The sequence below is a fragment of the Micromonospora sp. NPDC049836 genome, assembly GCF_044465125.1.
Classification (GTDB): domain Bacteria; phylum Actinomycetota; class Actinomycetes; order Mycobacteriales; family Micromonosporaceae; genus Micromonospora.
Genome location: NZ_JBITLH010000006.1, coordinates 171,845 through 191,074 on the forward strand (window position 1 = coordinate 171,845; position 19,230 = coordinate 191,074).

Sequence of the window (19,230 nt, forward strand, 5' to 3'; positions counted from 1 at the left end):
GACGCTACGGACGCGATGACCCAGCTGACTCAACGCGCGGAGGGGCTTTGCGTCGATTCGGTTGCGTCATCAAGTCGGTAGCGAGGCCGAAGGCACCTGCCGAGTGGCGCTGCCGGCGTACCGCGGGAAAGGCGACCGCCGCGCCCCCAGAGCGGGACGCGGCGGTCGGGTGGGTCGGGCGGCGGGCGGCCCGCCGCGGGGCTCAGGAGCCGGGGGTGCCGGCGCGCTTGGTGGTCGCCTTGAGGTAGTCCCGGTTGAGCCGGCCGATGGTGTTCAGCGGGATGCCCTTCGGGCAGGCCGCCGCGCACTCGCCGATGTTGGTGCAGCCGCCGAAGCCGGCCTCGTCGTGCGCGTCGACCATGCCGATCACCCGGGTGTACCGCTCGGGCTGGCCCTGCGGCAGCAGCGAGAGCTGGGTGATCTTGGCGGCGGTGAACAGCATGCCGGAGCCGTTCGGGCAGGCGGCCACGCAGGCGCCGCAGCCGATGCAGGCGGCCGACTCGAACGCGGCGTCGGCGTTGTTCTTGGCCACCGGCACCGAGTGCGCCTCGGGGGCGCTGCCGGTCGGCGCGGTGATGTACCCGCCGGCGGCGATGATCTTGTCGAAGGCGTTCCGGTTGACCACCAGGTCCTTGACGACCGGGAAAGCCCGGGCCCGCCACGGCTCGATGTCGATGGTGTCGCCGTCGGAGAACTGCCGCATGTGCAGCTGGCAGGCGGTGGTGCCGCGCTGCGGGCCGTGCGCCTCACCGTTGATCATGAGGCTGCACATGCCGCAGATGCCCTCGCGGCAGTCGTGGTCGAACGCGACCGGCTCCTCGCCTTCGAGGATCAGCCGTTCGTTGAGCACGTCGAGCATCTCCAGGAAGGACATGTCCGGGGAGACGTCCTGGACCTGGTAGGTCACCATCCGACCCTTGTCCTGAGGGCCCTGCTGGCGCCAGATGCGCAGGGTCAGATTCACTTGTAGCTCCGCTGCGTGGGGTGGACGTATTCGAAGGTCAGGTCTTCCTTGTGCAGCACGGGCTGGTCGCCGGTGTACTCCCAGGCCGCCACGTAGGCGAACCGGTCGTCGTCGCGCTGCGCCTCGCCGTCGGGGGTCTGGTGCTCGGCCCGGAAGTGGCCGCCGCAGGACTCCTCGCGGTGCAGGGCGTCGATGCACATGAGCTCGGCCAGCTCGAAGAAGTCGGCCACCCGGCCGGCCTTCTCCAGGGACTGGTTGAGCCCTTCGCCCTCGCCGGGGACCCGGACCCGCTGCCAGAACTCGTCGCGCAGCGTCCGGATCTCGTCGATCGCCTTGCGCAGCCCGGCCTCGGAGCGCTCCATGCCGCAGTGCTCCCACATGATCTGGCCCAGCTCGCGGTGGAACGAGTCCACCGTCCGGTCGCCGTTGATCGCGAGCAGCTTCTGGATCCGCTGCTCGACGGCCGTCCGCGCCGCCACCGCCTCCGGGTGGCTGGCGTCGATCTTCTCGAACGCGCCGGCGCCGGCCAGGTAGTTGGCGATGGTGTTGGGCAGCACGAAGTAGCCGTCCGCGAGGCCCTGCATCAGCGCCGAGGCGCCGAGGCGGTTCGCGCCGTGGTCGGAGAAGTTCGCCTCGCCGATCACGAACAGGCCGGGGATGGTCGACTGGAGGTCGTAGTCGACCCAGAGGCCGCCCATCGTGTAGTGCACCGCGGGGTAGATCCGCATCGGGACCTCGTACGGGTCCTCGCCGGTGATCCGCTCGTACATCTCGAAGAGGTTGCCGTACTTGGCCTCGATGGCCTTGCGGCCGAGCCGGTTGATCGCGTCGGCGAAGTCCAGGTAGACGCCGAGGCCGGTCGGGCCGACGCCGCGCCCCTCGTCGCAGACGTTCTTCGCGGCGCGGGAGGCGATGTCGCGGGGGACCAGGTTGCCGAAGGACGGGTAGATCCGCTCCAGGTAGTAGTCCCGCTCGTCCTCCGGGATGTCCCGAGGGCTGCGCTGGTCGCCCTTGGCCCTGGGCACCCACACCCGGCCGTCGTTGCGCAGCGACTCGCTCATCAGGGTCAGCTTCGACTGGTGGTCACCGGAGACCGGGATGCAGGTCGGGTGGATCTGGGTGTAGCAGGGGTTGGCGAAGTGCGCGCCCTTGCGGTGCGCCCGCCAGGAGGCGGTGACGTTGCAGCCCTTGGCGTTGGTGGAGAGGTAGAAGACGTTGCCGTAGCCGCCGGAGGCGAGCACGACCGCGTCGGCCATCTCGGTGCTGATCTCACCGGTGACCAGGTCGCGGACCACGATGCCGCGGGCCCGGCCGTCGACGACGACCAGTTCCAGCATCTCGTGGCGGGCGTTCATCTCCACGTTGCCCAGGCCGATCTGCCGCTCCAGCGCCTGGTACGCGCCGAGCAGCAGCTGCTGGCCCGTCTGGCCTCGGGCGTAGAAGGTGCGCTGCACCTGCGCGCCGCCGAAGGAGCGGGTGTCGAGCAGGCCGCCGTACTCGCGGGCGAACGGGACGCCCTGGGCGACGCACTGGTCGATGATGTTGACCGAGACCTCGGCCAGCCGGTGCACGTTCGACTCGCGGGAGCGGAAGTCGCCGCCCTTGACGGTGTCGTAGAAGAGCCGGTGCACCGAGTCGCCGTCGTTGCGGTAGTTCTTGGCGGCGTTGATGCCGCCCTGCGCCGCGATCGAGTGGGCCCGGCGCGGGCTGTCCTGGTAGCAGTAGGACCTGACCTGGTAGCCCTGCTCGGCGAGGGTCGCGGCGGCCGACCCGCCGGCCAGGCCGGTGCCCACCACGATGACCGTCAGCTTCCGGCGGTTGGCCGGGTTGACCAGCTTCATCTCGAACCGGTGGCGCTCCCACCGGGTCTCGATGGGGCCGTCCGGGGCCCGGGTGTCGGCGATCGGGTCGCCTTCGGTGTAGAGATCCATGTCAGGCCACCAATCCGGTGAGTACGGCGAACGGGACCACCAGGTAGCCGGCGCAGAGCACGACGGCGAAGACCAGGGCGCCGGCGCGGGCCCGGCGCTCGCCCGCCGGGGTCTGCTGGCCGAGGCTGCGGAACGCGCTGAAGGCACCGTGCCGCAGGTGGAAGCCGAGCGTGACGACGGCCAGGGCGTAGAAGAGGGTGACGTACCAGCGCTCCGGCGCGAAGTCGGCGACCACGTTGCCGTACGGGTTGGCCGGGTCGCCCTGCGGGTTCAGGTGGCCGGTGGTCAGGTCCAGGAGGTGGTAGATCACGAAGAGCAGGATGATCACGCCACCCCAGCGCATGGTGCGCGCCGCGTAGTTCACGTGGATCTTCTTGCGGTGCGCGTACGGCACCGGGCGGGCGGCCCGGGACCGCATGGCGAGCACGGTGGCGGAGGCGATGTGCGCCAGCACGGCCACGGTGAGGACCGCGCGCTGGATCCACAGGTACCAGGTCGACGGCAGCAGCGGCGTGCCGATCTCGCGCAGCCAGTGCGCGTAGTGGTCGAACGAGGTCTCGCCCGTGAAGATCTTGAGGTTGCCGAGCATGTGCGCGACCAGGAACAGCACCAGGATGATGCCCGTCACCGCCATGACGACCTTGAGGCCGACGTTGGAGCGGATGGGCGACCGAGTTTTCGTGATTACCACCCGACCGACGCTAGGAGCAGTTCGATCAGGCGTCCAATGCATCGACTTCGCAGTCTTGATAGCCGTAGGCTATAGAGATGCAGCTCCATCAGCTCCGGTACTTCGTCGCGGTCGCAGAAGTACGACATTTCACCCAAGCTGCTGATCTGGTGGGCATCACCCAGCCTTCCTTGAGTAAGCAAATTCACGCCCTGGAGACCGACCTCGGGGCCCCGCTCTTCGAGCGGGTAAGAGGCAACATCACCCTCACCGCGGCGGGGGAGGTGCTGCTGCCGCTGGCCAAGCGGATCCTCGCCGACGTGGAGACCGCCACCCGCGAGGTGCAGGAGCTGGTCGGCCTGCGCCGGGGCCGGGTCCGGCTCGGCGCCACGCCCAGCCTGGCCACCTCGCTGGCGCCCCCGGTGCTGCGCCGGTTCCGCGACGCCCACCCCACCGTCGACCTGCGGGTGGAGGAGGGCGGCTCCCAGGACCTGGTCCGCGACCTGCTCCGCGGCGACCTCGACCTGGCCCTGATCATCGAGCCGTCCGCGGGCACCGATCCGGGGCTGCGCGCCGACCCGATCCTGCGGGAGAGCCTGGTGGTCGCCTCGGTCGACCCGCTGCCCGGGGCCCGCGACGGCGAGCTGCGCATCACCGACCTGCGCGAGCAGCCCCTGGTCATGTTCCGGGAGGGCTACGACCTGCGCGACGCCACCCTCCAGGCCTGCCGGGAGGCCGGCTTCGAGCCGACCCTGTCGGTGGACGGCGGCGAGATGGACGCCGTGCTCAGCTTCGTCGAGGCGGGACTGGGCGTGGCGCTGGTCCCCGGCATCGTGGTGGCCCGCCGGGCCGGCATCCGGGTCACCCGGCTCGCCCCGCCCGGCGTGCGCCGGACCATCGCGGTGGCCCGCCGCCGCGACGTGGTGCCCACCCACGCCGGCCGCGAGCTGCGCCGCATCCTGCTGGAGTACGTGCACGACGCCACCGCCACCGACCAGCTCCCCGCCGGCGTCGAACCGCTCTGACCCTCAGCGCCCCTCGGCGTCGTCCATGGCGCGGTAGATGCGCTGCTCGGAAACCGGGTACGGGGTGCCGAGGGCCTGGGCGAACACGTTCACCCGCAGCTCCTCGATCATCCAGCGGATCTGCCGGGCCGCCGTGGACTGCCGCCTCGCCGGTGGCAGCGCGGCGAGCATGTCCTGGTACTCCCGCTGCACCACGGCGATCCGGTCCTGCTGCTGCTTGTCCCGCTGCGGGTTGCCGGGCAGCCGGTCCAGCCGGCGCTCGATCGCGGTCAGGTAGCGCAGCAGGTCGGGCAGGCGGGCGTAGCCGGCCTCGGTGACGAAGCCGGCGTGCACCAGGCCGCCGAGCTGGTTGCGGATGTCGGCCAGCGCGGCCACCACGGCCAGGTTCCGCGTCGCGCCGAGCCGCTGCTCCACCGCGTACGCAGCGGCGAGCACCTGCCGGACCCGGTTCATCACCTCGACCACGGTGTCGACCAGGTCGGCGCGGACCCGGTCGCGCAGCGCGGCGAAGCCCTCGGCGTCCCAGGCCGGGCCGCCCGCGTCGGCCATCAGCTTGTCGATGGCCGCGCCGGTGGCGTCCTCGATCAACGCCGGCACCCCGCCGTGCGGGTTGCGGCTCAGCGCCAGCTTCGCCTCGTTGCTCAGCCGCCCCTGCAGGAACCGCGCCGGGGAGGCCAGGGTGAGCCGGAGCAGCCGGCGGCTGCCCGCCCAGTGCGCGGCCTCCTGCTCGGCCGGGGAGTCGAAGACCTTCACCCCGACGGTGGCGCCCTCGTCGACCAGGGCCGGGTACGCGGTCACCGCGTACCCGGCGCGGACCTGCTCGATGGTGCGCGGCAGCGTGCCGATGCTCCAGTCCGTCAGGCCGGTGCGGGCCACGTCCGGCGCGGCGGCGGCGACGACCTGGCGTACCTCCTGGCGCAGCTCGCGTTGCAGCGCGGGCAGGTCCTTGCCCTCGGCGACCGGCTTGTCGTCCTCGCCGAGCACCCGGAAGGTGACCCGCAGGTGCGGCGGCAGCTTGGCCAGGTCCCAGGCGTCCGGCGGGACGGTGACCCCGGTCATCCGGCGCAGCTGCCGGGTGAGCGCGTCGAGCAGCGGCTCCGCGCCGGGGGTGATCGCGGCCAGGGCCGCCCGGGCGTAGTCGGGCACCGGCACGAAGTTGCGCCGGGTCGCCTTGGGCAGCGACCGGATCAGCGCGATCACCAGTTCCTCGCGCAGGCCCGGCACCTGCCAGTCGAAGCTCTCCGCCGGCACCTGGTTGAGCAGCGGCAGCGGGATGTCCACGGTGACGCCGTCGGTCGGGGTGCCCGGGTCGAAGGTGTACGTCAGCGGCAGGGTCACCCCGTCGGCGCGCCACTCGTCCGGGTAGTCGGTCTCGTCCACCCCGCCCCGGCCGGCGTTGACCAGCAGCTCGCGGGTGAAGGTGAGCAGCTCCGGCCGCTCCCGCCGGGTCTGCTTCCACCACGAGTCGAAGTGCCGGCCGGAGACCACGTCGGCGGGGATCCGCTCGTCGTAGAACTGGAAGATCGTCTCGTCGTCGACCAGGATGTCCCGGCGCCGGGCCCGGTTCTCCAGCTCCTCCACCTCGGTCAGCAGCCGCTGGTTGTCCCGCCAGAACTGGTGGTGGGTCTGCCAGTCGCCCTCCACCAGGGCGTGCCGGATGAACAGCTCCCGGCTCAGCGCCGGGTCGATCCGGCCGAAGTTGACCTTGCGGGAGGTGACGATCGGGATGCCGTACAGGGTGACCTTCTCGTAGGCCATCACGGCGGCCTGCTTCTTCTCCCAGTGCGGCTCGCTGTAGCTGCGCTTGACCAGGTGCTGCGCCAGCGGCTCGACCCACTCCGGCTCGACCCGGCCGGCCACCCGGCCCCAGAGCCGGGAGGTCTCCACCAGCTCGGCAGCCATCACCCAGCGGGGCGGCTTCCGGAACAGCGCCGAGCCGGGGAAGATGGCGAACTTCGCGCCGCGCGCGCCCAGGTACTCGTGCTTCTGGGCGTCCTTGAGCCCGAGATGGGAGAGCAGCCCGGGCAGCAGGGACTGGTGCACCTTCGGGGTGTCGATCTCCTCCGGCAGGTCCGCGCCGGCGCCGCGCCGGCCGCCGTCGTCGCCGGCCCGCTCGGGGCCGCGCCGGCCCCGCCGCCCGTCACCCTGTTCGGGGGTACGCAGCACCTGGCGCAGCTGGCTGACGATGTCCTGCCACTCGCGCACCCGCAGGTAGTTCAGGTATTCCGCCTTGCACATCCGGCGGAAGGCGCTGGAGGAGAGCGCCCGCTGCTGCTCGCGCAGGTACCGCCACAGGTTCAGGTACGCGACGAAGTCCGACTCCTGGTCGGCGAAGCGGGCGTGCGCCTGGTCGGCCTGGGCCTGCTTGTCGGCCGGGCGCTCGCGCGGGTCCTGAATGGAGAGCGCGGCGGCGATCACCACCACCTCGGTGGCGCAGCCGTTGCGCTCGCCCTCGATCACCATCCGGGCCAGCCGCGGGTCGACCGGGAGCTGGGCCAGCCGCCGGCCCAGCGGGGTGAGCCGTTTGGCCGGGTCGGGCTCGGCCGGGTCGAGCGCGCCCAGCTCGTGCAGCAGGTTGACGCCGTCGGTGACGTTGCGCCGGTCCGGCGGGTCGATGAACGGGAACGCGGCGATGTCGCCGAGCCCGATCGAGGTCATCTGGAGGATGACCGAGGCCAGGTTGGTGCGCAGGATCTCCGGGTCGGTGAACTCGGGCCGGTTGTCGAAGTCCGACTCGTCGTAGAGGCGGATGCAGATGCCGTCCGAGGTGCGCCCGCAGCGGCCCTTGCGCTGGTTGGCCGACGCCTGGGAGACCGGCTCGATCGGCAGCCGCTGCACCTTGAGCCGGCTGGAGTAGCGGGAGATCCGGGCGGTGCCCGGGTCCACCACGTACTTGATCCCGGGCACGGTCAGCGAGGTCTCCGCCACGTTGGTGGCGAGCACCACCCGGCGTCCGGCGTGCGGGGCGAAGACCCGGTGCTGCTCGGCGGTGGAGAGCCGGGCGTAGAGCGGGAGGATCTCGGTGCCGAGCAGCGACCGTTTCTTCTGCACCAGCTTGCCGAGCGCGTCGGCGGTGTCCCGGATCTCCCGCTCGCCGCTGAGGAAGACCAGGATGTCGCCCGGCCCCTCGGCGGCCAGCTCCTCGACCGCGTCGCCGATGGCCTGGATCTGGTCCCGGACGTTCTCCTCGTCGGCCTCGTCCTCCTCGTCGGCCCCGGTGACCTCGACCAGCGGCCGGTAGCGCACCTCCACCGGGTAGGTCCGGCCGGACACCTCGACGACCGGGGCCGGGTTGCCCTCGGCGTCGGCGAAGTGCCGGGCGAACCGGTCGGTCTCGATGGTCGCCGAGGTGATGATCACCTTGAGGTCGGGGCGGCGGGGCAGGAGCTGCCGGAGATAGCCGAGGATGAAGTCGATGTTGAGGCTGCGCTCGTGCGCCTCGTCGATGATCAGCGTGTCGTACTGCCGCAGCATCCGGTCGGTCTGCAACTCGGCCAGCAGGATGCCGTCGGTCATCAACTTGACCAGGCTGTTCTCGCCGACCTGGTCGGTGAAGCGCACCTTGTAGCCGACCACGTCGCCCAGCTCGGTGCCGAGCTCCTCGGCGATCCGGTCCGCCACCGTACGGGCGGCCAGCCGGCGGGGCTGGGTGTGCCCGATCAGCCCGGTGACGCCACGCCCCAGCTCCAGGCAGATCTTGGGCAGCTGGGTGGTCTTGCCGGAGCCGGTCTCGCCGGCGACGATCACCACCTGGTGGTCGCGGATTGCGTCGGCGATGTCGTCCTTGCGCTCGCTGACCGGCAGCTGCGCCGGGTAGGTGATCACCGGGACGGCGGCCCGCCGGGTCGCCAGCCGCGCCTCGGCCCGGGCCACCTCGGTCGCGATCTCGGCCAGCGCCGCGTCCCGGCGCTGCGGGTCGCGCAGCTTGCGCACCCCGTCCAGCCGCCGCTGGAGCCGCCGCTGGTCGCGGAACATCACGGCGGAGAGGCGGCGGTGCAGGTCGCGGGCGGTCTCGGGTACGGCGGGTGCGGCTGGATTCTGCATGTCGTCGCCAAGGATAGGCAGCCCGCCGCCCCGCCGCTTCCGGGTTACCGCCCGGCCCGGTTGAGCGGCGTCGCGGGCCGGACGGGCTAAAGTTCGGCCGACCGGGGTCGACGAGGGGACGGATGAGCATGCGGGACATCGACCGGGCGCTCGTGCAGGCCGCCACCGCGGTCGCGAAGCTGCGCTGCCGCAGCGACAACCACACCGTCGCGGCCGCCGCGCGCACCACCGACGGGCGGGTCTTCAGCGGGGTGAACGTCTACCACTTCACCGGCGGCCCGTGCGCCGAGGTGGTCGCCATCGGCGCCGCGGCGACGGCGGGCGCCGGCGACCTGGAGGCGATCGTCGCGGTGGGCGACCGGGGCCGGGGCGTCATCCCGCCGTGCGGCCGGTGCCGCCAGGTGCTCCTCGACTACTTCCCGGCGATCAAGGTGATCGTCGGCCCGCCGGACGCGCTGCGCGCCGTCCCGGTGGCCGACCTGCTGCCCGAGACGTACGTCTGGTCCGACCACCAGGTCGAGGTGCCCGCGGCGCCGCGTACCGGGGTGTGGCCGATGCCGGTGGTGCCGGGCAGCCGGCAGGCCGCCGAGGACTGAGCCCGCTCGGGGCCGTTCGGTCAGTCGCCGGAGGCGGTCTCCAGCATGGCGGTCGGCACCGGCACCGCCGCGAACCGGAGCACCCCCTCGGGTACCTGCCAGCTCAGCACGCGCGCGACCAGTTGGCCGGCGCTCACCGCGGGGTCGTTGGCGTAGAGCTCGCGGGCCATCTGCGGGTCCACCGAGAGCACGGCGAAGCCGGTGAACCGCGGGTCGTCGCCGTCGAGGAAGGGGCCGGCGGCCAGCACGGCGCCCTGCTCCACGAGCCCGGCCTGGTGGGCCAGGTGCGCCTGTTGGATCCGGTCGGCGGCGTCCAGCGGCAGCTCGGGCGGATCGTCCGGCCGGCCCAGGAGCACCACGGTGTGCTGGTCGAATCGCATGCTGCCAGGGTAGGGCCGCGAACCGGTCAAAAAGGGCTAACCGGCGGCGCGGGCCCGCAGGGCGCGGATCGACCAGTCCAGCACCGGGGCCAGGCTCTCGCCCACCGACCAGCCGTTGACCACGGAGAGCAGGTGCAGGTACCGCTCGCGGCGCGGGTCGTTCGCGGCGGTCAGCCGGGTCAGCAGCCGCCGCCGCAGGTCGGCGTCGTCGGGCCGCCCGCAGAGCCGCGCGTACCGGGCGGTGGCCGCGGCGACGACCGGCTCGGCCGCGGGCGAGGCCGGGTCGACGCCGGCGGCCAGGGCCGGTGTGACCTCGTCGCGGACCAGCGCCACGGCATCCCGGTGGACGCCCACGCGCCCGGCGCGGTCAGCCGCGTGCTGCTCCACCAGCCGCCGCAGGCCGGCGCGGAAGCCCGGGTCGCGGGTCAGCTCGGCCAGCTCCAGCCACGCCTCGACCTGCTCGGGCTCGGGGTCGTCGGGCAGCTCGGGGTCAGTGAGCGCCGGACCCCGGCGAACGCCGGGTCGGCCGCCGGGTCGCCGAGGGCGGCGTCCAGGAACTCCTCGACCAGCCGCCGCCGCTCCTCGGCGGAGAGCCGGGCGAGCCGGTGCAGCAGGTCCGCCTGCTCGGGAGTCGCCGCCCGCCGCGCCAGCACGGCGAGCACCGCGCGCCGCAGCCGCAGCACCCGGATCTGCGCCGCCAGCGCCTCGGCGTGCGCCGCGGCGACCTCGGGCAGGCCGGCCTCCCGGTCCACCACCGCGCGGATCGTGGCCAGGTCGAGTCCCAGGTCGCGCAGCGTACGCACCAGGTCGAGCCGGGCCGCGGCGGCCGCGTCGTAGCGCCGGTGGCCGGTCGGGCCGCGGTCGGTCGGCGGCACGATCCCGCGGTCGGCGTAGAACCGGATGGTCTTGACCGTCAGCCCGGTCCGCCGGGCCAGGTCACCGATCGAGTAGCTGGTCTCACCGTTCATGCCGCCCAGCTTTCCGCCTCCCCTCGGTGGAGGCGCAACCCGGGGATCGACGGTGACCGGTTAGGTGTGCCTGACCAGCTCGGATAAGGTAAGGCGAACCTAATTCGAGAGGGACGCCCGACCCGTGACCACCGTCGCCGTCCGGCCCGAACGGGCCGGCACGCCGAGCCGCCGAGGCATCGGCCGCCGCCTCGCCGTCGCCCTGGCGGCCGGGCTGGTGCTCCTCCTCGTGCTGCTCGCCAGCCTGGCGCTGGGCAGCCGCCCGCTCGCCGTCGATCAGGTCTGGGGCGCCCTGGTCACGCCGGACGGCGGCGACGCCACCACCATCGTCCGCGAACTGCGGCTGCCGCGTACCGTGCTCGGCCTGGTGGTGGGGCTGGCCCTCGCCCTGGCCGGGGTGCTGTTCCAGGCGGTCACCCGCAATCCGCTCGCCGAGCCGCGCATCCTCGGGGTGAGCGCCGGGGCGTCGGTCGGCGTGGTGCTGGCCATCGCCGTGTTCGGCGTCACCACCCTCACCGGGTACGTCTGGTTCGGCGTGGCCGGGGCGCTGCTGGCCGGCCTGCTGGTCTTCGCCGTCGCCAACCGCACCCGGGACGGGGCCAGCCCGGTCACCCTGGCGCTGATCGGCGCGGCCCTCGACGCCAGCCTCGGCGCCGTCGTGTACGCGCTGCTCAGCATGGACGCCCGCACCTTCGAGGAGTACCGGTTCTGGGTGGTCGGCGGGCTGACCGGCCGGGACACCGGGGTCGCCGCCCAGGTGCTCCCGTTCGTGCTCGCCGGGGTCCTGCTGGCCGCCCTGGTGGCCCGGGGGCTCGACGCGCTCGCCCTCGGCGACGACGTGGCCACCGGGCTGGGCCACCGGACCGCCCTGGTCCGCCTCGGCGCCGGCCTCGGCGGCGTGCTGCTCACCGGCGCGGCCGTCGCCGCCGCCGGGCCGATCGCCTTCGTCGGGCTGGCCGTGCCGCACCTGGCCCGCGCCCTGGTCGGCGCCGACCACCGGTGGACGCTGCTGGTCGCCGCGCTGCTCGGGCCGGCCCTGCTGCTCGCGGCGGACATCGCCGGCCGGCTGGTCGCCCCGCCCGGGGAGGTCCCGGCCGGGATCATCACCGCGCTGATCGGCGCGCCGCTGCTCGCCTTCCTGGTCCGCCGCGCCAAGGTGGTGACCGCATGACCGGCGCTGGCCTCCGCGAGCGGGCGCCTGCCGCCCGACCGAACCGGGCGACGGCGCCCCCGGGCGGGCCGCGGGTGCTCCGTCGCCGGGTCGGGGAGGGATCGTGAGCGCGCCCACCGCCGTGCTGCCCGGGCGGTCGCTGCTGCGGCTCGGCCCGGTGACCGTGCGGGTCCGCCGCCGGCCGGTGCTGGTCGCCGCCGCCCTGCTGGTGCTGCTCGCCGCCGCCATGGTGGTCAGCCTCTCCCTGGGCACCCCGTACGTCGCCCCGGCCGACGTGCTGCGCTCGCTGTCCGGCGCGGGCACCCCGTACGACCTGGTGGTGCTGAACCTGCGACTGCCCCGCGCGGTGCTCGCGGCCCTGGCCGGCGCGGCGTTCGGGGTGGCCGGCACGCTGATCCAGAGCGTGGCGCGCAACCCCCTGGCCAGCCCCGACGTCATCGGCGTCACCCAGGGCGCCGGGCTGGCCGCCACGGTGGCGCTGACCAGCGGCGCGGCGGCGGTCCTGGTGGCGCCGGCCGCGCTGCTCGGCGGCCTGCTCGCCGCGCTGCTGGTGTTCGCCCTCGGGGCCCGGCACGGGCTGGCGGCGCAGCGCTTCGTCCTGGCCGGCGTGGCGGTGGCGTTCGCGTTCCGCGCGCTGACCGAGGTGGTGATGCTGGCCGCCGACCCGATCGACGGGCTGCGCGCCCAGGTCTGGCTGATCGGCACGCTGGCCGGCAAGGGCTGGACCGAGGCCGCCTGGATCGCCGGCACCCTGGCCGTCCTGCTGCCCGTGCTGCTCTGGGCCGGCTGGGCGCTGCACAGCGCCGCCCTCGACGACGACACGGTCCGGGGCATCGGGCTTCGACCGGTCGCCCGCCGGATCGGGCTGGCCGGCACCGGGGTGATCGTCGCCGCCACCGTCACCGCCCAGGTCGGCGCGGTCGACTTCGTGGCGCTGGTCGCCCCGCAACTGGCCCGGCGGCTGGTCCGCGCCGAGCGGCCGCCGCTGCTCTGCGCCGCGCTGCTCGGCGCGCTGCTGCTGGTCCTCGCCGACCTGGCCGGCCGCCGCCTGCTCGCCCCGACCCAGCTTCCGGCCGGCGTGCTGACCGCGGCCATCGGCGGCCCGTACCTGATGTTCCTGCTGCTGCGCACCCGAGGGAGGCGCTCGTGACGCCGATGCTGTCCACCCGCGACCTGGCCGTCGGCTACGAGAGCCGTACCGTCCTGGACGGGCTCGACCTCGACCTGCCGGCCGACGCGTTCACCGTGATCGTCGGCCCGAACGCCTGCGGCAAGTCGACCCTGCTGCGCACCATGGCCCGGCTGCTCAGCCCGCGCCGGGGCGCGGTGCTGCTGGACGGCACGGCGATCCGCGACCTGCCCACCCGGGAGGTGGCCCGCCGGCTCGGCGTGCTGCCGCAGAGCCCGCTGGTGCCCGAGGGCATCACCGTGGCCGACCTGGTCGGCCGGGGCCGGCAGCCCTACCAGCGCTGGTGGCGGCAGTGGTCGACGGAGGACGGCCGGGCCGTCGAGGCGGCCATGGCCATGGCCGACGTGGCCGGGCTCGCCGAACGGCCGGTGGACACCCTCTCCGGCGGGCAGCGGCAGCGGGTCTGGATCGCGATGACCCTCGCCCAGGACACCGAGGCGCTGCTGCTCGACGAGCCGACCACCTTCCTCGACCTGGCCCACCAGGTGGAGGTGCTGGACCTGCTGCACCGGCTGCGCGCCGAGCGCGGCCGGACCGTGGTGGCCGTGCTGCACGACCTCAACCAGGCCGCGCGCTACGCCGACCACGTGGTCGCCATGCGCGCCGGCACGGTGGTCGCCGCCGGTCCGCCGCGCGAGATCATCACCGCCGACCTGGTCCGCGACGTCTTCGGGCTCGACTGCGTGGTCGTGCCCTGCCCGGTCACCGGCGCCCCGCTGGTGGTGCCCGCGCTCACCCACTCCTCGGCCACACCGGCCGGCGTGCCGGCCCAGGCCGGCTCCTCCGCCGTCGACGACGCCTGAACCGTCGCGTCGACCCGTACCGCTCGAAAGGACCATGATGCGTCGTCTCGCCGTCGCTCTCACCGCGGCCCTCGCCCTCGGCGTCGGCCTCACCGCCTGTGGGGAGAGCGACCCCGTCGCCGACACCGGCGCGGGCCAGACCCGGGAGATCACCCACGCGATGGGCACCACCAAGGTGCCCGCCGAGCCCAAGCGCGTGGTGGTGCTCGACACCGACAAGATCGACACCGCCCTCTCGCTGGGCGTCACCCCGGTCGGCGCGGCCACCGCCGGCGAGGCGAAGAGCTGGCCCACCTACTTCGGCGCGGAGAAGCTCGCCGGCATCAAGGAGGTCGGGGTGCTCACCGAGCCCGACCTGGAGGCGATCACCGCGCTCAAGCCGGACCTGATCCTGGGCAGCAAGTTCCGCCAGGAGAAGTTCTACGACGAGCTGTCCGCCATCGCCCCGACCGTGTTCACCGAGAAGGTGGGCATCACCTGGAAGGAGAACTTCCTCCTCGACGGTCAGGCGCTGGGCAGGGAGCAGCAGGCCAAGGAGCTGCTGGCCGGTTACGAGAAGCGGGCGAAGGACGTCGGCGCGCAGCTCGGCGACGCGGCGTCGCGCAAGGTCTCCATCGTGCGCTTCATCCCGGGCAACATCCGGGTCTACGGGCCGGAGTCGTTCTCCGGCATCGTGATCGGCGACACCGGCCTGGGCCGCCCGGAGCGGCAGCTGCTGTCCGGCAAGGAGGACAAGCGCTTCGACCTGGTCAGCCCGGAGCGGATCAACGAGGTCGACGGTGACGTCATCTTCGTGACGGCGTACGGCGAGAAGGCCGCCGCCGAGCAGACCAAGGTCACCGGTGGCACCCTGTGGCAGGGCCTGTCGGCGGTCAAGGCGGGCAAGGCCCACGTGGTCTCCGACGAGACCTGGATGACCGGCATCGGCGTCGGCGCCGCCAACAAGATCCTGGACGACGTGGTGAAGTACCTGGGCGCCTGAGCCGCCTGACCGACCGCGCCCGCCCGGCACCGTGCCGGGCGGGCGCGCCCGTGCCTGCGGGCCGGTGGTCAGGCCGCGACCGGGTGGTCGGCCGCGAAGCGGTCCCGGGTGAGGAAGGCGAGCCGCGCCCGCTTGTCCGGCATGTCGATCTCGGCGTCGAGGGTGAAGCCCTCACGCTCCAGCCGGCGCAGCGCGCGGTCGTTGCGCACGTCCGGCTCGACCACGATGCGCCGCCGGGTCGGGTCGGTGAACAGGAACCGGAACAGCGCCGGGCAGACCGCCGAGGTGAGGCCGGGCGTGCGCCGGTCCGGTGCGAGCAGCAGGTGCATTCCCACGTCACCCGGGCGCACCGGGTAGCGCTCGCCGACCGGGTCCGCCTCCGGCTGGTAGGTCTGGAACAGGCCGGCCGGGACGCCGGCCAGGGCGATCAGGTACGCGTGGTGCGTGGCCAGCCCGTCGAGGAACGCGTACACCTCGCGTACCTCGTCGACGCTGTAGCCGCCCATGCCCCAGAACCGGGCCCACGGCTGGGTCACCCAGCCGTGCAGCAGCGCCGCGTCCGCCGCCGGATCGACCGGGACGAGCCGCAGCTCGCCGAGGCCGGGCAGGGTCTCCTGGTAGGTCATGACGGGTCTCCTTCTCGGGTGAGGTCCGCGTCGGGCACCGGGATCAGCTCGCCGGCCGCCCAGCGCGGCAGTTGGTCGTCGAAGTGCGGGTCGCCCGGGCGGCCGGACGCGCCGAAGGGCACCACCCAGCGGCTGCGGGCCCGGTCGGTGAGGTCCCAGACGTAGCGGGCGGCCGGGCCGCGCCAGCACTCGTCGGAGACCCCGGGGACGCTGGCGGTGGCCAGCACGCAGTCGGTGTCGCCGGCCAGCGCGACCCGCTCCCGCATGGCGGCCACCGCCGCGCCGACCTCCGGCGCGACGCCCAGGTGCACGGGGCGCAGCCGGTGCCGCTCGCCCCAGGCCGGGGCGGGCCCGGCCGCCGCCACCTCGGCCAGCGCCGCCGTCGCGACGGCGTCGACGTCCACGCCGAGCCGGGACGCCCCGGTCACCAGGCCGTCGAGGGCGTGCCCGATCCGCGCGAGCGGATCGGTCCACGGGGCGAAGAGCGCGTCGTATCGGTCCGGGCCGCGCAGCGGGCGCAGCCGCGGGTGGTCGTGCAGCCGCCGGACCAGCGCCGCCCGCCACGCCGCCCAGGCGCCGGCGTCGGTGCTGCCGGCGGCCATCCGGCCGTCCCAGGCGGTGAGCCGCCGGCGCAGGTCCCGGGCGGCGGAGTCGAGCGCGGCCGGATCGAGCCGGTCGAGCAGGGCGCGCAGCGCGCCGGCGGACAGCCGGGTGTCGGTGTGGACGGTCTCCGGTGCGGTGCCGGCGGCCAGCAGCTCGCCGATCCGCGCCGCCCGGTGCGGCGGGGCGAAGTCGATGCCCAGCTCGGCGACGTCGGGACGGCGGTCGTTGGCGCGGACCGCGATCCCGGTCACCTCGACCGGCTTGTTCTCGGCGTACCGGCCGGACCAGCGGTGGCGCGGCAGCCAGCCGGGCACCGGCGTCCACCGGCAGGCGTCGTCGCGCAACGGCACCAGCCCGGCCACGAGGTGCCGGACGGCGCCGTGCCGGTCGGCCACCAGCACGCTGTTGACCGGCTCGACCCAGCCGCGCAGCGCCTCGGTGACGTCGTCCGCGCGGCGGGCGCGCAGCAGCGGCAGCAGCGCCTCGAAGCCGAGGTCCGCCTCGACCCGGGCGGGGGTCCGCAGGCTGAGCGCCTCGCCGGTGTGCCGGTCGTGGTCGATCACCGGGCCGCGCGGGGTCTCGATCACCTCGACCGGCTCCGGCGCGGCGCCGCGTACCCGGATCCGTTCGACGTGCCGGCGGGCCGGCAGCCAACCGTCGGCGTCACGGACCAGCAGCCGGCCGCCGTCGCGGCGCAGGTGCTCGCGGTAGACGTCCTGGTAGTCGGCCATCGCGTTGGTGACCGCCCAGGCGACGTGGCCGGTGTGGCCGAAGTGCGGCAGCCCGGGTACGCCGGGGAAGGCGAGCCCGACCACGTCGAACTCCGGACAGGCGAGCCGGACCTGCTGGTAGACGCCGGGCAGCTCGAGCAGCCGGTGCGGGTCGCCGGCCAGCACCGGGCCGCGGCCCCGGGCCGGATCGCCGGGCACCACCCAGGCGTTGCTGCCGGAGCCGTCCGGACCCTCGACGGCGAAGAGCCCGACCGCCGCCGCGCCGAGGGCGGCCTCGACCTGCGCCCGCCAGAGCTTGTTCGGGAAGGTGCCGAAGAGGATGTGCTGCACGAGGAAGACGCCCAGCGGGGTCCAGGGCCGCCAGCGGCCGGGGGCGCTGCCGGTGGCGGCGAACTCGGGTGCGCCGGCGGCGCCCTCGGCGAGCCCGGCGTTCACCCCGTCGACGTAGGCGGTGATCCAGCGGCGGGTGGCGGGGGAGAGCCGCCGGAAGCAGCGGGCCGCGGTGTCGGCGAGGCGGGCGCGCCGGGCGAACCGGTCCCAGCCCAGCCCGTCGGGGCCGAGACGCTCGGCCAGCCGGCCCTCGACGCGCCACCGTTCCACCTCGATCTGCCAGGCCCGGTCGAGCGCGGTGGCCCGGCCCTGACGGTGGGCGAGCTGGTCGACGTCGTCCGCCCAGAGCTGCGGCACGCCCCACGGGTCCCGCCGGAGGCCGGTCACCGGCGGGCCTTTCCGGACCTGCCGGCGTCCGGCCACATCTCCATCACTGAGGTTCCTCCCTGACTGTCGGCTGCTGGAGCGCGCTGGCTGGCCGGCTCGGCCCGCCGGGGGCGCCGGACGAGGTGACACGCCAAACCCCGCTCGCACTCCCAGCAGTGAGGTTAGGCTAACCTAACCCAGCGATCATCACCGGACCGCCGGAGCGCGCCGCGCCGCCGCGCGCCGCTCCCGTCCGGTCCGCTTCCGACCATCGAGGACCGCCCATGAGTTTGCCCGCAGCGCTCGTCTCCGCCGCCCGCACCGACCCGACCACCGCCCGCACCGACCCGACCACCGCCCGGGAGCACCTGTTCACCGCCGGCACGCTGGACCACTACCGGACGGCGCTGACCGCGGGGATCGAGCGGGTGGCCCACCGGATCGCCGCCGCCGACCGCCCGTTCACCGGGGCCGCCCCGGCCGACCTCGCCCCGCGGATCGAGGCGGTCGACCTCGACCGGCCGCTCGCGGACACCGGCGCGGCGCTCGACGAACTGCACGACGTCTACCTGCGCGACGCCGTCTACTTCCACCACCCCCGCTACCTGGCCCACCTGAACTGCCCGGTGGTGATCCCGGCGCTGCTCGGCGAGGCCGTGCTCAGCGCGGTCAACTCCTCGCTGGACACCTGGGACCAGAGCGCCGGCGGCACGCTGATCGAGCGCCGGCTGATCGACTGGACGGCCCAGCGGATCGGCCTCGGCCCCGCCGCCGACGGGGTGTTCACCAGCGGCGGGACCCAGTCCAACCTGCAGGCGCTGCTGCTGGCCCGGGAGGAGGCGCGGGCGCGCGCCGGCCTGCGACCGGGGCCGGCGGCGCTGGCCCGGCTGCGGGTGCTCACCTCCGCGGCCGGCCACTTCAGCGTCCAGAAGGCGGCCCGGCTGCTCGGCCTCGGCCCGGACGCGGTCCGCGTGGTGGACACCGACGGGCAGCGGCGGATGCGCCCCGACGCGCTGGCCCGGGAGATCGCCCGCTGCCGGGAGGACGGGCTGCTGGTGATGGCCGTGGTGGCCACCGCGGGCACCACCGACTTCGGCAGCATCGACCCGCTGCCGCGGATCGCCGACAGCTGCGCGGCGGCGGGCGTCTGGCTGCACGTCGACGCCGCGTACGGCTGCGGCCTGCTGGTCTCGCCCACCCGCCGGCACCTGCTCGACGGCATCGAGTGGGCCGATTCGGTCACCGTCGACTACCACAAGTCCTTCTTCCAGCCGGTCAGTTCCAGCGCGCTGCTGGTCCGGGACCGCCGGACGCTGCGGCACGCCACCTGGCACGCCGACTACCTCAACCCGGCCCGCGCGGTCGAACAGCGCATCCCCAACCAGGTCGACAAGAGCCTGCAGACCACCCGCCGCTTCGACGCCCTCAAGCTCTGGCTCACCCTGCGCGTCATGGGCCCGGACGCCGTCGGCACCCTCTTCGACGAGGTGCTGGACCGGGCCGAGCAGGCCTGGCAACTGCTCGCCGCCGACCCGCGCTTCGAGGTGGTGACCCGCCCGGCCCTGAGCACCCTGGTGTTCCGCTGGCGCCCCGCCGGGCTGGCCGCCGACCTGGTGGACGACGCCAACCTCTACGCCCGGGAGGCGCTCGCCGCCTCCGGCGCCGCGCTCGTCGCCGGCACCCGGGTCGACGGTGCCCACCACCTCAAGTTCACCCTGCTCAACCCGGAGACCACCGAGGACGACGTCGCCGCGGTCCTCGACCTGATCGCCCAACACGCCGGCTGGTACGCCCGCACCCGCACCGCCGACGAGCTGTCCTGCCCGGTCGGCTGACCGGCCCCGCCCTGGA

The 19,230-nt window shown here is 74.2% G+C and carries 16 protein-coding genes; 7 read left to right on the forward strand and 9 right to left on the reverse strand.

From position 1 onward, the window contains the following. Positions 1–202: 202 nt before the first annotated feature. Genes ACIBPB_RS18165 through ACIBPB_RS18175 form a run of 3 tightly spaced genes read right to left on the reverse strand, consistent with a single transcriptional unit; the run spans position 203 to position 3,580 of the window. A complete protein-coding gene (locus ACIBPB_RS18165) occupies positions 203–964 on the reverse strand; it encodes a succinate dehydrogenase/fumarate reductase iron-sulfur subunit (protein ID WP_357318193.1) in 762 nt (253 codons plus the stop codon). Further along, positions 961–2,895, reverse strand: a complete 1,935-nt coding sequence (locus ACIBPB_RS18170) for a fumarate reductase/succinate dehydrogenase flavoprotein subunit (protein ID WP_396840736.1) — start codon at positions 2,893–2,895, stop codon at positions 961–963. Before ACIBPB_RS18170 ends, ACIBPB_RS18165 begins: the two co-directional genes overlap by 4 nt. Position 2,896: 1 nt before the next feature. Beyond that, positions 2,897–3,580 carry a succinate dehydrogenase cytochrome b subunit gene (locus ACIBPB_RS18175; protein ID WP_396840967.1) on the reverse strand — a complete coding sequence of 228 codons (684 nt, stop codon included), beginning with the start codon at positions 3,578–3,580 and terminating at the stop codon, positions 2,897–2,899. A gap of 77 nt (positions 3,581–3,657) precedes the next feature. Between ACIBPB_RS18175 and ACIBPB_RS18180 the strand changes: the two genes are divergently transcribed. Then, on the forward strand, positions 3,658–4,590 hold the full coding sequence (locus ACIBPB_RS18180; protein WP_396840968.1) for a LysR family transcriptional regulator: 933 nt from the start codon (positions 3,658–3,660) through the stop codon (positions 4,588–4,590). A gap of 3 nt (positions 4,591–4,593) precedes the next feature. Here the strand turns inward: ACIBPB_RS18180 and hrpA are convergent, their stop codons facing one another. Further along, a complete protein-coding gene (hrpA, locus tag ACIBPB_RS18185) occupies positions 4,594–8,634 on the reverse strand; it encodes an ATP-dependent RNA helicase HrpA (RefSeq protein WP_396840737.1) in 4,041 nt (1,346 codons plus the stop codon). 122 nt (positions 8,635–8,756) lie between these two features. On the opposite strand from hrpA, the gene ACIBPB_RS18190 reads away from it, so the two are divergent. After that, the gene (locus ACIBPB_RS18190) at positions 8,757–9,230 is read left to right on the forward strand and encodes a cytidine deaminase family protein (RefSeq protein ID WP_396840738.1); all 474 of its coding nucleotides are present in this window, start codon (positions 8,757–8,759) and stop codon (positions 9,228–9,230) included. A 20-nt stretch (positions 9,231–9,250) separates the two neighbouring features. Here ACIBPB_RS18190 and ACIBPB_RS18195 read toward each other — a convergent pair whose 3' ends face one another. The 3 genes from ACIBPB_RS18195 to ACIBPB_RS18205 form a co-directional block, all read right to left on the reverse strand. After that, a complete protein-coding gene (locus ACIBPB_RS18195; RefSeq protein WP_396840739.1) occupies positions 9,251–9,610 on the reverse strand; it encodes a YciI family protein in 360 nt (119 codons plus the stop codon). 36 nt (positions 9,611–9,646) lie between these two features. Next, complete coding sequence (locus ACIBPB_RS18200; RefSeq protein ID WP_396840740.1) at positions 9,647–9,943, reverse strand: hypothetical protein; 297 nt, start codon at positions 9,941–9,943, stop codon at positions 9,647–9,649. A gap of 92 nt (positions 9,944–10,035) precedes the next feature. Next, positions 10,036–10,578, reverse strand: a complete 543-nt coding sequence (locus ACIBPB_RS18205) for a MerR family transcriptional regulator (RefSeq protein ID WP_396840741.1) — start codon at positions 10,576–10,578, stop codon at positions 10,036–10,038. Between the two features lie 124 nt (positions 10,579–10,702). On the opposite strand from ACIBPB_RS18205, the gene ACIBPB_RS18210 reads away from it, so the two are divergent. The 4 genes from ACIBPB_RS18210 to ACIBPB_RS18225 all read left to right on the forward strand — a co-directional run bounded on the left by ACIBPB_RS18210 (position 10,703) and on the right by ACIBPB_RS18225 (position 14,723). Then, a complete protein-coding gene (locus ACIBPB_RS18210; RefSeq protein WP_396840742.1) occupies positions 10,703–11,749 on the forward strand; it encodes a FecCD family ABC transporter permease in 1,047 nt (348 codons plus the stop codon). A 103-nt stretch (positions 11,750–11,852) separates the two neighbouring features. Further along, entirely contained in the window at positions 11,853–12,899 is a 1,047-nt protein-coding gene (locus ACIBPB_RS18215) for a FecCD family ABC transporter permease (protein ID WP_396840743.1), read from the forward strand. Further along, a complete protein-coding gene (locus ACIBPB_RS18220; protein WP_396840744.1) occupies positions 12,896–13,741 on the forward strand; it encodes an ABC transporter ATP-binding protein in 846 nt (281 codons plus the stop codon). Before ACIBPB_RS18215 ends, ACIBPB_RS18220 begins: the two co-directional genes overlap by 4 nt. Positions 13,742–13,778: 37 nt before the next feature. Next, entirely contained in the window at positions 13,779–14,723 is a 945-nt protein-coding gene (locus ACIBPB_RS18225) for an ABC transporter substrate-binding protein (RefSeq protein ID WP_396840745.1), read from the forward strand. Positions 14,724–14,791: 68 nt separating this feature from the next. On the opposite strand, the gene ACIBPB_RS18230 is transcribed toward ACIBPB_RS18225, so the two are convergent. Beyond that, on the reverse strand, positions 14,792–15,349 hold the full coding sequence (locus tag ACIBPB_RS18230; protein ID WP_396840746.1) for a GNAT family N-acetyltransferase: 558 nt from the start codon (positions 15,347–15,349) through the stop codon (positions 14,792–14,794). Continuing rightward, positions 15,346–17,400 carry a penicillin acylase family protein gene (locus tag ACIBPB_RS18235; protein ID WP_396840747.1) on the reverse strand — a complete coding sequence of 685 codons (2,055 nt, stop codon included), beginning with the start codon at positions 17,398–17,400 and terminating at the stop codon, positions 15,346–15,348. Before ACIBPB_RS18235 ends, ACIBPB_RS18230 begins: the two co-directional genes overlap by 4 nt. Positions 17,401–17,663: 263 nt before the next feature. Between ACIBPB_RS18235 and ACIBPB_RS18240 the strand changes: the two genes are divergently transcribed. Continuing rightward, positions 17,664–19,214: a pyridoxal phosphate-dependent decarboxylase family protein gene (locus ACIBPB_RS18240; protein ID WP_396840748.1), complete on the forward strand. Its 1,551-nt coding sequence runs from the start codon at positions 17,664–17,666 to the stop codon at positions 19,212–19,214. The last annotated feature ends 16 nt before the right edge of the window (positions 19,215–19,230 follow it).